Annotated in this window: 9 protein-coding genes; 3 read left to right on the top strand and 6 right to left on the bottom strand. The window is 63.7% G+C overall.

Going from position 1 to position 13,510, the window contains the following annotated elements; genetic code table 11:
* Positions 1-56: 56 nt before the first annotated feature.
* Positions 57-1,109 carry a quinone-dependent dihydroorotate dehydrogenase gene (locus tag CLU87_RS09895; RefSeq protein WP_099730346.1) on the bottom strand — a complete coding sequence of 351 codons (1,053 nt, stop codon included), beginning with the start codon at positions 1,107-1,109 and terminating at the stop codon, positions 57-59.
* A 36-nt stretch (positions 1,110-1,145) separates the two neighbouring features.
* Between CLU87_RS09895 and rpiA the strand changes: the two genes are divergently transcribed.
* A complete protein-coding gene (rpiA, locus tag CLU87_RS09890) occupies positions 1,146-1,835 on the top strand; it encodes a ribose-5-phosphate isomerase RpiA (protein ID WP_099730345.1) in 690 nt (229 codons plus the stop codon).
* A 133-nt stretch (positions 1,836-1,968) separates the two neighbouring features.
* On the opposite strand, the gene CLU87_RS09885 is transcribed toward rpiA, so the two are convergent.
* The 5 genes from CLU87_RS09885 to CLU87_RS09865 form a co-directional block, all read right to left on the bottom strand.
* The gene (locus tag CLU87_RS09885; RefSeq protein WP_099730344.1) at positions 1,969-2,625 is read right to left on the bottom strand and encodes a glutaredoxin family protein; all 657 of its coding nucleotides are present in this window, start codon (positions 2,623-2,625) and stop codon (positions 1,969-1,971) included.
* Between the two features lie 59 nt (positions 2,626-2,684).
* Entirely contained in the window at positions 2,685-4,730 is a 2,046-nt protein-coding gene (locus CLU87_RS09880) for a M3 family metallopeptidase (protein WP_099730343.1), read from the bottom strand.
* A gap of 69 nt (positions 4,731-4,799) precedes the next feature.
* A complete protein-coding gene (gene folD, locus CLU87_RS09875; RefSeq protein ID WP_099730342.1) occupies positions 4,800-5,654 on the bottom strand; it encodes a bifunctional methylenetetrahydrofolate dehydrogenase/methenyltetrahydrofolate cyclohydrolase FolD in 855 nt (284 codons plus the stop codon).
* Positions 5,655-5,727: 73 nt separating this feature from the next.
* Positions 5,728-6,354: a response regulator transcription factor gene (locus CLU87_RS09870; protein WP_007848524.1), complete on the bottom strand. Its 627-nt coding sequence runs from the start codon at positions 6,352-6,354 to the stop codon at positions 5,728-5,730.
* On the bottom strand, positions 6,351-8,912 hold the full coding sequence (locus tag CLU87_RS09865) for a PAS domain S-box protein (RefSeq protein WP_056062995.1): 2,562 nt from the start codon (positions 8,910-8,912) through the stop codon (positions 6,351-6,353). Before CLU87_RS09865 ends, CLU87_RS09870 begins: the two co-directional genes overlap by 4 nt.
* Positions 8,913-9,079: 167 nt before the next feature.
* On the opposite strand from CLU87_RS09865, the gene aceE reads away from it, so the two are divergent.
* Positions 9,080-11,800, top strand: coding sequence for a pyruvate dehydrogenase (acetyl-transferring), homodimeric type (aceE, locus tag CLU87_RS09860; RefSeq protein ID WP_099730341.1), 2,721 nt, complete (start codon positions 9,080-9,082; stop codon positions 11,798-11,800).
* 19 nt (positions 11,801-11,819) lie between these two features.
* Complete coding sequence (aceF, locus tag CLU87_RS09855) at positions 11,820-13,505, top strand: dihydrolipoyllysine-residue acetyltransferase (protein WP_099730340.1); 1,686 nt, start codon at positions 11,820-11,822, stop codon at positions 13,503-13,505.
* Positions 13,506-13,510: the final 5 nt, after the last annotated feature.

Raw genomic sequence — 13,510 nt, 5'->3', positions numbered from 1 at the left:
CCAGAGGCTCCGTTTTCTTGTGGGGCAATGTGACCGAGCGTTTGTGGCCCGTGGGGTTAGCGCAAGGCCTTGATGGCCTTGGCGGCCTTCACGACCAGCGCAGGGCCTTCATAAATCAGGCCGGTGTAGATCTGCACCACGTCTGCCCCTGCACGAATCTTGCTCACTGCGTCGTCGGCGCTCATGATGCCGCCGACACCAATGATGGGGAATCCGCTGCCCAAGGTTGCGCGCAGCTGCCGAATGACCTGGTTGCTGGCTTCCAGCACCGGAGTGCCACTCAACCCCCCCGTCTCTTCCGCGTGGCGCATGCCCTGCACCGCAGCGCGGCTGATGGTCGTGTTGGTGGCAATCACACCGTCCATGCCGTGGCGCTGCAGCGTGGCAGCGATCACTGCCACCTGGGCTTCATCCAGGTCCGGTGCAATCTTCACAAAAACCGGTACGCGCCGCTGGTGCTGGGCGGCGAGCGCCTCACGGCGCTCGGCAATCGCTCCAAGCAGTGCATCCAGTGCGGCATCGCTTTGCAATGCGCGCAGGTTCTGGGTATTGGGTGAGCTGATGTTGACCGTCACATAGTCGGCATGGGGGTATACGCCCTCCAGGCAGATCAGGTAGTCGCTGGTGGCGTTCTCGATGGGGGTGGTGGCGTTCTTACCGATGTTGAGACCAAGCAGCATGGGGTGCTGACGGTTCTGCTTGCGAAACTGCGCCTGCTGCACATTGCGCAGGAAGGCGTCCAGGCCTTCGTTGTTGAAGCCCAGGCGGTTGATCAGTGCGCGGGCCTCGGGCAGGCGAAACATGCGCGGCTTGGGGTTGCCCGGCTGCGCTTTGGGGGTCACGGTGCCCACCTCCACAAAACCGAAACCCATGGCGCCCAGCGCGTCAATGCAGCGCGCATTCTTGTCCAGGCCCGCCGCCATGCCCACGCGGTTGGGAAACTTCAGCCCCGCCAGGGTGATGGGGTCGTTCACAGTTTCGTTGCACCAGGCCCATTGCAGCGGCGTGCGCTGCCCGCGCGCCAGCATGTCCATGGTGAGTTCGTGGGCGGCCTCGGCGTCCATGCCGAAGAGAAAGGGGCGGGTGAGGGCGTAGGGGATCAGGGACATGGGGAGATAATTCAGGATTACCCCCGATTTTCTCCCATGACGACCACCACTCCCCTGACCCAAGACGAACTCAAGACCCTGGTAGGCCAAGCCGCGCTGCAATACGTGGTGCCTGGCGAGATTGTGGGGGTGGGCACCGGCTCCACCGTCAACAAGTTCATTGACGCCCTGGCGGGCATGAAGGACCAGATCAAGGGCGCTGTATCCAGTTCCGTAGCCAGCACCGATCGCCTGAAGGCACTGGGCATCGCCGTGTTCGATGCCAATGAGGTGCCATCGCTCTCCGTCTATATTGACGGCGCGGACGAGATCGACGGCCAAGGTTACATGGTCAAGGGCGGCGGCGCTGCACTGACACGCGAGAAGATCGTGGCAGCATTGGCCGAGCGCTTCGTGTGTATTGCCGACGAATCCAAGTTGGTGAAGGCCCTGGGCCAGTTTCCGTTGCCGGTGGAGGTGATCCCGATGGCTGCCAATCACATTGCGCGCCGTTTTGCCGCCATGGGTGGACAGGCCAGCTTGCGACTCAAGGACGGACAGCCACTGGTGACTGACAACGGCCAGCACATTCTGGACGTGAAGGGCTTGTCCATCACCGACCCGCTGGCGTTCGAGTCAGAGATCAACCAATGGCCTGGCGTGGTGACCGTGGGTGCGTTTGCCCACCAGAAGGCATCCGTGTGCCTGCTGGGTACGGCGCAGGGCGTGAAGACCATCACCTATTGAGGAATGGTGGTGGGGTGGGTGATAAGCCCACCCCCGTAGTTCGCCAATACAAAAGGGGCCTCTGGAGGCCCCTTTCTGTTGTGTGGAGGTGAATGGAAGGACGTAGCCGTCTGGAGGCGGCTACGTCACAGTGTCAGAACCGGATACCGGCGGGATTGCTTGGTGTTGGGCCGTCATTGACCGATGGAGGGAGCGCAGGCCGCGCCGGCGCTTTCGGTTCAGCGGCGGGTGCAGCCTCCACCGGCTTGGCCGCTACCAGGGGGGTGGGCGCTGGCTGGCGGTAGTTGCTGGGCAACTGGGATTGTTTGGGGTAACCCGCTGCGTCGAGGTATTGGATCCACTCCGCGTCCGAAAAGCCCACCAGTTGCTGGCCGCCAATGGTGCCAAAAGGCAGGCTGGTGCTGCCACTCAGGCGTTGCAGTGCGGCAATGTCCTCATTACTGGCCACTGTGCGTTCGGTGTACGGCACACCGCGTGATGTCAGCATGTTGCGCAAGCTTCCGCAGGGTGCGCAGTCATTGCCGGTGTAGATGGTCACCGGGTACCGGTTGGCCACCTGGCGCAGTTCGTAAGGCAGCGCTCCATTGGCCGCTGCTGGGCTTGCGGTCGCGGCAGCCGGGGCTGCAGGGCTGCGCGCGGGCGGTGCAGTGGTTTCGGCCGGAGGGCGGTCTGAGAAAGTCACCTTGCCGTCGGGCCCGACAATGCGATAGACATTCTGCGCCTGGGCCCCCACAGAGGCCAGGGCCATCAACAAGGAGGCAGCGGCAGGAGCGAACGTTGTACGGGGCATGCGGGTTCTCCTCATTCTTGTGGGGCTGTGGTTTTTAGAGGCCAGGCGACAGACCGCACTCAGGCGGTCAGTTCTTCCGCCATGCCTTGGTGGCGCAGCAGGGCATCCAGACTGGGCTCGCGGCCACGGAAGGCCTTGAAGGACTCCATGGCGGGGCGGCTGCCACCCGCTTCCAGAATGGCCTCACGGTAGCGTCTCCCGGTTTCGGTGCTGGGCAAGCCGTCGGTACCGGCGGTTTCTTCAAAGGCGGCGTAGGCGTCGGCGCTGAGTACCTCGGCCCATTTGTAGCTGTAGTACCCCGCTGCATAGCCGCCGGCAAAGATGTGGCTGAAGGTGTGGGCCGTGCGGCTGAACGCGGGCGGCTGCAGCACGGCCACTTCCTGGCGCACCTGGGTCAGCAGGGGCATGAAGTCCTGGGCCGGGTCGTGTTCGGTGTGCAGCAGCATGTCGAACAAGGCAAACTCGATCTGGCGCAGGGTCTGCATGCCGCTCTGGAAGTTCTTGGCGGCGATCATCTTGTCAAACAGCGTGCGCGGCAGCGGCTCGCCGGTGTCCACGTGGGCCGTCATGTGTTTGAGCACATCCCATTCCCAGCAGAAGTTTTCCATGAACTGGCTGGGCAGCTCCACGGCGTCCCATTCGACGCCGCCAATGCCGGAAACATCGCGTTCGTTCACCTGGGTCAGCATGTGATGCAGTCCATGGCCAAATTCATGGAACAGCGTGATCACGTCGTCGTGGGTCAACAGTGGCGGCTTACCGTCCACGCCATCCGCGAAGTTGCAGACGAGGTGGGCAATCGGCGTTTGCAGCACTCCGGTGTCGGGGCGCTGCCAGCGCGTGCGCACGTCATCCATCCAGGCGCCGCCCCGCTTGCCGGTGCGCGCGGGCTGATCGAGGTAGAACTGGCCCACCAGTTGGCCGTTGCGTTCGATGCGATAGAACTCCACCGCAGGGTGCCACACCGGTGCCGTGTCGCGGCGGATGGACACTTCAAACAGCGTCTCAATGATCTTGAACAGGCCTGCCAATACCTTGGGCGCCGTGAAGTACGCCTTGAGTTCCTGCTCGCTGAAGGCGTAGCGGGCTTCCTTGAGCTTTTCAGAGATGTAGGGCCAGTCCCAGGGCTGCGGGTCGGTCAGGCCCAGGTGTTCGGCCGCAAAGGCGCGCAGGTCGGCCACGTCCTGTTCGGCATAGGGCCGGGCGCGGCGGGCGAGATCACGCAAGAACTGGACAACCTCGGCGGGCGACTGGGCCATCTTGGGCACCACGGAGACTTCACCAAAGTTGGCGTAGCCCAGCAGCTGGGCTTCTTCTCGGCGCAAGGCCAGGATTTCGCCAATCAGCGCGGTGTTGTCGAATTTCTGGCCTTCGCCTTCGGCCTGGTCCGAGGCACGGGTGACATAGGCGCGGTACAGCTTGGCGCGCAGGTCGCTGCGGGTGGCAAACTGCATCACCGGCAGGTAGCAAGGCATCTTCAGGGTGAGCTTGTAGCCTGGTTTCCCGTCCGCCTGTGCCGCCGCCAAAGCGGCTTGCTGCACATCGGCCGGTACACCGTCCAGTTCCTCAGCGGTGGCGTAGTAGGCAAAGGCATCGGTGGCGTCCAATGCGTTTTCGCTGAACTTCTGGCTCAACTCGGCCTGGCGTTCCTGGATCTGGGCGAAGCGCTCTTTGGCCACCCCGGTCAGCTCAGCGCCGCTGAGCACGAAGTTGCGCACTGCGTTGCGGTGGGCCTGGCGCTGCTCGGGCGTCAGGGTGGCGGGGTCGATGGCTTTGTACTTGGCATAGAGGCGTTCGTCAGCGCCCAGGCGGGTCCAGAACTCCGTGACGCGGGGCAGGGCGGCGTTGTAGGCCGCGCGCAGTTCCGGTGTGTCGGCAACGCTGTTGAGGTGGCTGACAGCCCCCCAGGCGCGACCGAGCTGTTCGGTGGCTACATCCAGCACCTTGGCGATGGCATCCCAGCGGGCAGGGAAGTCGGGCGCCGTGACGGTCTCCAGAGCCTGATTGGCACGCTCCAGCAGCACATCAACCGCAGGGGCTACGTCCTGTGGGGTGATGCGGTCAAAGGCGGGGAGGTCGGAGAAGTCGAGAAGGGCGTTGCTCATGCGGGATTAGATGGCGCCAGGCGGCGCAGGTTCAAGTTGCAAAGCGGCTGGCGTCTTCCCCGGGCGCGGTCAGCGCGCGGCAGCCCGCTCGGCGGCTTCGATGGTGTTCACCAGCAGCATGGTAATGGTCATGGGTCCAACCCCGCCAGGGACGGGGGTGATCCAGCCCGCCACCTCTTTGACGCCCTCAAAGTCCACATCGCCACACAGTTTGCCGTCGGCCTTGCGGTTGATGCCCACGTCGATCACGATGGCACCGGGCTTGACCATGTCGGCGGTGAGCGTGTTGGCGCGGCCGACCGCAGCCACCACGATGTCTGCCTGGCGGGTGTGGTAGCCCAGGTCGGGGGTGCCGCTGTGGGTGGCAGTGACCGTGGCATTGGCCTGCAGCAGCAGCAGTGCCATGGGCTTGCCCACGGTATTGCTGCGCCCGATGACCACGGCATGTTTGCCCTTGATCGACTGGCCCGTGGACTCGATGAGCTTCATGCTGCCGTAGGGCGTGCAGGGGCGGAAACCGTCCAGCCCCGCCATGAGTTCGCCAGCCGACAGCACCGAGTAGCCATCCACATCCTTGGAGGTGGCAATGGCCTCGATGACCTTGTGTGGGTCAATGTGCTTGGGCAGGGGCATCTGCACCAGGATGCCGTGCACCGTGGGGTCGGCATTGAGGGCTTCGATGCGTGCCAGGAGCGCAGCCTCGCTCAGATCGGCGTCGTACTTTTCAAAGATGGAGCGCACGCCGCTGTCCTCGCAGGCCTTGACCTTGTTGCGCACATACACGGCCGAGGCTGGGTCTTCGCCCACCAGAATCACCGCCAGGCCAGGCTGGTGGCCACGGGCGGTGAGGGCGGCAGCGCGTTGCGCCACCTCACTGCGAAGTTGGCGGGAAAGGGCGTTGCCGTCGATGAGTTGGGCTGTCATGTCAGAAAATACAAGTCAAAATGGCTGGTAGCGCTAGTGCAATATGCGCTGGTAGCTATCAAAATGGGAGCGATCAGCCCTTGGGCGCGTTCTGCCCCAGAGCGATCTTGAGCAGATCGGCCACCGTGTTGGCGTTGAGCTTTTCCATGATGTTGGCGCGGTGTGCCTCCACCGTCTTGATGCTGATGCCCAGGTCGTCAGCGATCTGCTTGTTCAGGCGACCGGCCACAATGCGTTCGAGCACCTGCGCCTCGCGGCTGGTGAGCTTGGATAGCAGGGCGTCGCGGCTGGCGGCCTGCTGGTAGCCCGCGAAGGCTTCGCGGGCGTGGTCCAGCATGCGCTCTACCAGGCCCACCAGCTCTTCTTCGTCAAAAGGCTTCTGGATGAAGTCCAGTGCACCTTTCTTCATGGTGTTCACTGCCATGGGCACGTCGCCGTGGCCGGTGATGAACACGATGGGAAGCGGCGATTTGCGCTCGATGAGGCGGTCCTGCAGCTCCAGCCCGGTCATGCCGCCCATGCGGATGTCAACGATCAGGCAGGCCACCTCGCGTGGATCGTAGCGTGAGAGAAACGTCTCGGCCGAATCAAAGCAACGCACCCGGTAGTCCTTGCCTTCCAGCAGCCACTGCAGGGAATCGCGAACTGCTTCGTCGTCGTCCACAACGTAAACAGTGCCTTTTTTCGGAATCAAGCTCATGCAACAGTCCTTGGGTTTTGTTCGTTTGCTACAGAATTTGTAGTGGCATCAGCAGGCTTGGCAAGCGGCAGCCAGAAGGAGAACCTGCAGCCTGTAACCTCCGAGCCATTGTAGAGGTTCTCCGCCTGCATCCGGCCCTGGTGGGACTCGACGATGCTGCGGCACAGATTGAGGCCCATGCCCATGCCTTCCTGCTTGGTGGAGAAGAAGGCCTCGAACAGGCGCTCCAGCACTTCGGGGGCCAGCCCCTTGCCGGTGTCCTGCACCGAGAACTCGACCACCTGGCGGTCATCGATCTGCTTGGGCACCACGCGCAGCTCCACGCTGCGGTTGGGGGCGGGGCGGTCGGCGTGCTGGATGGCCTCGGCGCCGTTCTTCATCAGGTTGACGAGCACCTGCTCGATCAGGATGGTGTCGGCCATCACTTGCGGCAGGCGCGCGGCAACGTAGTGCGTCAGGCGCACGTTGTGTCGGCGCAGTTCGATGTCGGCCAGCTCGACGGCTTCGTTGACCATCGAATGCACATCGGCCAGCGTGCGGTTGGGCTCGCTCTTTTTCACGAACGAGCGGATCCGCTGGATGATCTGGCCTGCGCGCTGCGCCTGATGGGCTGTCTTTTGCAGGGCGGTGAGCAGGGCCTCTTCGGTGAGCTGGCCGCTCTGGATGCGCGAAACCATGCCGCTGCAGTAGTTGTTGATGGCGGTGAGCGGCTGGTTGAGTTCGTGCGCCACGCTGGATGCCATCTCGCCCATGGTGATGAGGCGGCTGACCGACTGCGCGCGCTCGGCCTGCCGCTGGGCCTGCTCTTCAGCCAGGCGGCGGGGGGTGATGTCCGTGGCAATCACCATCTGGGCCAGGCGGCCGTCCACCCAGTTCAGATAGCGCGAGCGCACTTCCAGCCACTTGCCCAGGTCGGGCAGGTAGATCTCGGCGTTTTCACTGCGGGCGCTGGTCAGCGTGTCGGTGGGCAGGCCCATCAGGCCGTCCTCATCGTCCATGCCACTTTGCTCCTTGCCCGCAATCGGCACCACACCTGCCTGCGCCACCAGTTGCAGGTGCCCGCCGGTTTGCGACCCGAACCACTGACGGTAGAGCTTGTTGGCAAACAGCAGCTCTTCGCTGCCCAGGGGTGCCACCGACACCGAGGCGTCCAGCGATTCCAGCACGATGGTGAAGCGTTCGTGCGACGCCGACAGCTGTTCACGAATGCGGTTGGGCTCGGTGATGTCAGTCATCGACGTCATCCAGCCTGTCTGCTGGCCATGGGCGTCGATCAGTGGCGACACATAGAGCCGGGCGTCGAACAGCGTCCCGCTCTTGCGCTTGACGCGCACCTGAAAGCCGCCTGCCATGGTGTTGCCGCGCAGTTCGTCGCGCAGCTTGGCCTGCAGGGTTTCGTGATCGGCCTCGGGCCAGTAGGGGAAGGGGGCCTTCAGGCCCACCAGCTCTTCGGCACTCCAGCCCGTCATCTGGCAAAAGGCGGCGTTCACATAGCTGATGCGGCCTTCCATATCCAGGGCGCGCATGCCGGTGAGGATGGAGTTTTCCATCGCCCGGCGAAAGTTGGTCTCGGCCACCAGAGCCTCTTGCGCCTGCATGCGGCGACGGGTGTGGCGCCAGGTGGCGATCAGCATCCAGGCCGTCATCGCGCTCAGCGTGCCCACCAGCCAGAACAGCCCGCTGCCCACCACGCCAAGCGACGTGCGGTACGCCTGGGCGCGCAGCACCAGACCGTTGCCAACGGGGGAGACCGGTACCTCGTACTCGTTGGCCTTGGGCGTCCAAGGGAGCAACTGCGTGGCCTTGTTGCGCGGGCCCAGCGGCGTGCCCGCCAGCACCTGGTTCTTGCTGTCGAGCAGCGTCACCGCGTAGCGCGCCAGCACTTCGGTGGGGGTGCCGTAGCGCAGCAGGCTGTCGATGGAATATTCACCCAGCACCACGCCGCTGAACTTGCCCTGGTTGTTGAGCGGCACCTGCAGCTGCAGCAGTGGGGTCGCATCGCCCGACGTGGCGGCCGGCTGCGCGTACACCGGTTGCTGCAGGTCCCGCGCCAGGCCAAAGGTGTCGGCGGTATCCCCGGGCTTGAGGACTTCGCCTGCGATGCGCAGCTCACCACTGGCCAGTGTCGGGGCGGCCTGGCTTGCGCGGATGCGTCGGCGGTCGTCAATCCAGGTGATGGCCTGCAGCTCCGGGTACTGGCTGATCAGTGCCTCCGCGCGGCTGATGAACTCTGCCTTACCCAGGTCCTGGTTGGACACATCGCGTGCGATGCGCATGAGTTGCTCTTGCCGCTCCAGCAGGCGCAGGCGTACGCGCTGCTGGGCGTATTCCACGTCGCGCCGTAGGGCTTCTTGTTCGCGTTCGGCTTCTTCGGCGCGCAGGTACCAGAACGCCGCAACGATGGCGGCCAGGAACATCAGCACTGCCGCGAGGGGGGCGAGTGCGGCAAAACGGTCTTGCCGGGTAGGCGACAAGCCGCGCCACCACTTGCGCCACCAGCGTATCGGCGCTGCCACGGTCGTGGCCGTGGGGGAGGGGGTGGTGGGCATCGAATCCATGTGAGGAGTGTAGAGGAGCCCCGGGAGTGCTCAGGCCTTCCGCATCATGTGCGCCTGCAGCAAATTATTGCAATATGAAATGAATAGGCACCATTTGAAATTGCGAAAAAATATGCGAAACTAGAGCCAACGTACTAAATTGCTGCCACACCTACAGGAGACAAAGCATGTCAGCTCAGCCCGACCCTCAGGCCGGTTTCGGCATCGGTTCCGATACCGACCAGCAAGAAACCCGTGAATGGATGGACGCGCTGTCCGCCGTGATCGACAAGGAGGGCCCAGAGCGCGCCCACTTCCTGTTGGAACAACTTCTTGAACACGCCCGCCAGAGCAGCATCGACCTGCCGTTTTCTGCCAACACGGGTTACGTCAACACCATCGAGCCGGAAAAAGAGGCGCACTGCCCTGGCAACATCGCCATCGAAAAGCGCCTGCGCGCCTACATGCGTTGGAACGCCATGGCCATGGTGGTGCGTGCCAACCGCCTGAATCCTGCCGACGGCGGCGACCTGGGCGGTCACATTGGGTCGTTTGCCTCGGTGGCCAGCATGTTTGGTGCGGGGTTCAACCACTTCTGGCATGCCGCTAGCGAAGACCACGGCGGTGACCTGCTGTACATCCAGGGCCACAGCGCCCCCGGCATCTATGCGCGCGCTTACCTCGAGGGCCGCCTGAGCGAAGAGCAGCTCGACAGCTTCCGCCAGGAAGTGGACGGCAAGGGCCTGTCCAGCTACCCGCACCCCAAGCTGATGCCCGAGTTCTGGCAGTTCCCTACGGTGTCCATGGGCCTGGGGCCATTGATGGCCATCTACCAGGCCCGCTTCCTCAAGTACCTGCACGCCCGTGGTATTGCCAACACCGAAAACCGCAAGGTGTGGGTGTTCTGCGGTGACGGTGAAATGGACGAACCCGAATCCCTGGGCGCCATCGGCCTGGCCGCGCGCGAAAACCTCGACAACCTGGTCTTCGTGATCAACTGCAATCTGCAGCGCCTGGACGGCCCGGTGCGGGGCAACGGCAAGATCGTGCAAGAACTAGAAGGCGAGTTCCGCGGCGCGGGCTGGAACGTGATCAAGCTGCTGTGGGGCAATGGCTGGGATGCCTTGCTGGCTCGCGACAAGACCGGCAAGCTCAAGCAGCTGATGATGGAAACGCTGGACGGCGACTACCAGGCCATGAAGGCCAATGACGGCGCATTTGTCCGCAAGAACTTCTTCGGCAAGTACCCCGAGACGCTCAAGCTCGTCGAGCACATGACCGACGAAGAGGTGTTCGAACTGCGCCGTGGCGGCCACGAGCCCGCCAAGGTGTATGCCGCCTTCCACGCTGCCAATGAGCACAAGAACCAGCCCACCGTGCTGCTGGTCAAGACCGTCAAGGGTTATGGCATGGGCAAGGCCGGTGAAGGCAAGAACACCGTGCACCAGACCAAGAAGCTGTCGGACGAGGACATCAAGTACATCCGCGACCGCTTCAACATCCCGATCCCGGACAGCCAGCTGGCTGACATTCCGTACTACAAACCGGCTGATGACACCCCGGAGATGCAGTACCTGCATGAGCGCCGCAAGGCCCTGGGTGGCTACCTCCCCAAGCGTCGCCCCAAGGCGGACGAACACTTCACCGTGCCCGCCATCGAGACCTTCAAGGCGATCCTGGAGCCCACGGCCGAAGGCCGCGAAATCTCCACCACCCAGGCCTACGTGCGCTTCATCACGCAACTGCTGCGCGATCAGGCCCTGGGGCCGCGTGTGGTGCCCATCCTGGTGGATGAGGCCCGCACCTTCGGCATGGAAGGCCTGTTCCGCCAGATCGGCATCTACAACCCCAAGGGCCAGCTGTACACCCCGGTCGATCGCGACCAGGTGATGTACTACAAGGAAGACAAGGCTGGCCAGATCCTGCAGGAAGGCATCAACGAAGCCGGCGGCATGGCCAGCTGGATCGCTGCTGCCACCAGCTACAGCACCAACAACCGCATCATGGTGCCGTTCTACGTGTACTACTCGATGTTCGGCTTCCAGCGCATTGGCGACCTGGCCTGGGCTGCGGGAGACATGCAGGCCCGTGGCTTCTTGCTGGGCGGCACCTCGGGCCGTACCACGCTCAACGGTGAAGGCCTGCAGCACGAAGATGGTCACAGCCACATCCTGGCCAACACCATCCCCAACTGCGTGAGCTACGACCCCACCTTTGCCCACGAAGTGGCGGTGATCATGCACCGTGGTCTCAAGCGCATGGTCGAGCAGCAGGAAAACGTCTTCTACTACATCACGCTGCTCAACGAGAACTACCCGATGCCGGGCCTCGTGGAAGGCACGGAAGAGCAGATCATCAAGGGCATGTACCTGTGCAAGCCCGGCGCCGAGGGTGACAAGCGCGTGCAACTGCTGGGTTCGGGCACCATCCTGCGCGAGTCGCTGGCCGCCCAAACCCTGCTGGCCGCCGACTGGGGCGTGCAGGCCGATGTGTGGAGCTGCCCGAGCTTCAACGAACTCACCCGTGAAGGCCAGGACGTGGACCGCTGGAACCTGCTGCACCCGCTGGAAACCCCGCGCGTGCCGTTTGTGGCGCAGCAACTGGGCAGCAGCACCGGCCCCGTGGTCGCATCCACCGACTACATGAAGGCCTATGCAGAGCAGATCCGTCCCTTTGTGCAGAGCTCGGCCAAGGGTGGCCGCAACTACAAGGTGCTGGGCACCGACGGTTTTGGTCGCAGCGACTTCCGCAGCAAGCTGCGCGAGCACTTCGAGGTGAACCGCCACTACATCGTCGTGGCCGCCCTCAAGGCGCTGAGCGAAGACGGCGTGCTGCCCGCCACCAAGGTGGCCGAGGCGATCGCCAAGTACGGCATCAATGCTGACAAGATCAACCCGCTCTACGCATAAAACGAACGGAGACAGAACAATGGCATTGGTCAACATTCAAGTCCCGGACATCGGGGACTTCGACGAAGTGGGCGTGATCGAGTTGCTCGTCAAGGTGGGTGACACCGTGAAGGCCGAGCAGTCGCTCATCACGGTCGAATCGGACAAGGCATCGATGGAGATCCCATCCAGCCACGCAGGCGTGGTCAAGGAACTCAAGATTGCATTGGGCGACAAGGTCAAACAAGGCTCGGTGATTGCCGTGGTGGAGTCCGCTGACGCGGGCGCTGCCGCAGCCCCGGCCGCTGCGCCGGCTCCTGCAGCGGCGGCTCCCGCCCCAGTGGCGGCACCTGCGCCAGCTCCTGCTGCTGCAGCCCCCGCAGCCTCTGCGGCCACTGGCCCGGTCGAAGTGCGCGTGCCCGACATCGGCGACTTCAAGGACGTGGCCGTCATCGAGATGCTGGTCAAGGTCGGCGACACCATCAAGGTCGAGCAGTCCCTGTTCACCGTCGAATCCGACAAGGCCTCCATGGAGATCCCGTCGCCTGCCGCTGGCGTGCTCAAGGAACTCAAGGTCAAGATTGGCGACACCGTCAACATTGGTGATCTGGTGGCTCTGCTTGAAGGTACGGCAGCTGCTGCAGCGCCTGTAGCAGCACCCGTTGCGGCCGCTGCGCCGGCACCAGCCCCAGTGGCTGTGGCCGCTCCTGCGGTGGCAGCCGCAGCACCCGCCGCTGCCACCGCCTCGGTGGCTGTCCCTGCCCACCAGCCCGGCACTCCCACGGCAGGCCTGCCCCATGCATCGCCTTCGGTGCGCAAGTTTGCCCGCGAACTGGGCGTGCCCATCGACGAAGTCAAGGGCACCGGCCCCAAGGGCCGCATCACCCAGGACGACGTGGCAGCCTTCACCAAGCAGGTGATGGCAGGTGCGGTGCAGACCAAGGCCCAGGCCGCCAAGGCGCCCGCTGCGGCATCCGGCGGCTCCGGCGTCGGCCTGGACCTGCTGCCCTGGCCCAAGGTGGACTTCACCAAGTTCGGCCCGGTGGAGCGCAAGGACCTCTCGCGCATCAAGAAGATCAGCGGCGCCAACCTGCACCGCAACTGGGTCGTCATCCCGCACGTCACGAACCACGACGACGCGGACATCACCGACCTCGAAGCCTTCCGCGTGCAGTTCAACAAAGAGAACGAGAAGAGTGGCGTCAAGGTCACCATGCTCGCCTTCATGATCAAGGCTGCTGTGGCCGCACTCAAGAAGTTCCCTGAGTTCAACAGCTCGCTCGACGGTGATCAGCTGGTGATGAAGAACTACTTCCACATCGGCTTTGCGGCCGACACGCCCAACGGTCTCGTTGTGCCGGTCATCCGCGATGCTGACCAAAAGGGCATCGTCCAGATCTCGCAAGAGATGGGCGACCTGGCCAAGAAGGCGCGCGACGGCAAGCTCGGCCCGGCCGACATGACCGGCGGCTGCTTCTCCATCAGCTCCCTGGGCGGCATTGGCGGGCGTTACTTCACGCCCATCATCAACGCTCCCGAAGTCGCCATCATGGGCGTGTGCAAGAGCAGCCTGGAGCCCAAGTGGGACGGCAAGCAATTTGCACCGCGCCTCATGCTGCCCCTGAGCCTGAGCTGGGACCACCGCGTGATCGACGGCGCCGCTGCTGCGCGCTTCAACGTGTACTTTGCCTCGCTGCTGGCGGACTTCCGCCGCATCGTGATGTAACGAAA

It is taken from the genome of Acidovorax sp. 59 (assembly GCF_002754175.1).
GTDB lineage: Bacteria > Pseudomonadota > Gammaproteobacteria > Burkholderiales > Burkholderiaceae_C > Acidovorax > Acidovorax delafieldii.
Note: the sequence above shows the minus strand (reverse complement) of the source record. Positions and strands in the feature narration are given on the sequence as shown.

What these genes read in the sequence shown, in the direction of transcription:
- aceF (WP_099730340.1), top strand. Translation starts at nt 11,820, where the DNA reads ATGGCATTGGTCAACATTCAAGTCCCGGACATCGGGGACTTCGACGAA.
- CLU87_RS09870 (WP_007848524.1), bottom strand. Translation starts at nt 6,354, where the DNA reads ATGAGCTTGATTCCGAAAAAAGGCACTGTTTACGTTGTGGACGACGAC.
- folD (WP_099730342.1), bottom strand. Translation starts at nt 5,654, where the DNA reads ATGACAGCCCAACTCATCGACGGCAACGCCCTTTCCCGCCAACTTCGC.
- CLU87_RS09895 (WP_099730346.1), bottom strand. Translation starts at nt 1,109, where the DNA reads ATGTCCCTGATCCCCTACGCCCTCACCCGCCCCTTTCTCTTCGGCATG.
- aceE (WP_099730341.1), top strand. Translation starts at nt 9,080, where the DNA reads ATGTCAGCTCAGCCCGACCCTCAGGCCGGTTTCGGCATCGGTTCCGAT.
- CLU87_RS09885 (WP_099730344.1), bottom strand. Translation starts at nt 2,625, where the DNA reads ATGCCCCGTACAACGTTCGCTCCTGCCGCTGCCTCCTTGTTGATGGCC.
- rpiA (WP_099730345.1), top strand. Translation starts at nt 1,146, where the DNA reads ATGACGACCACCACTCCCCTGACCCAAGACGAACTCAAGACCCTGGTA.
- CLU87_RS09865 (WP_056062995.1), bottom strand. Translation starts at nt 8,912, where the DNA reads ATGGATTCGATGCCCACCACCCCCTCCCCCACGGCCACGACCGTGGCA.
- CLU87_RS09880 (WP_099730343.1), bottom strand. Translation starts at nt 4,730, where the DNA reads ATGAGCAACGCCCTTCTCGACTTCTCCGACCTCCCCGCCTTTGACCGC.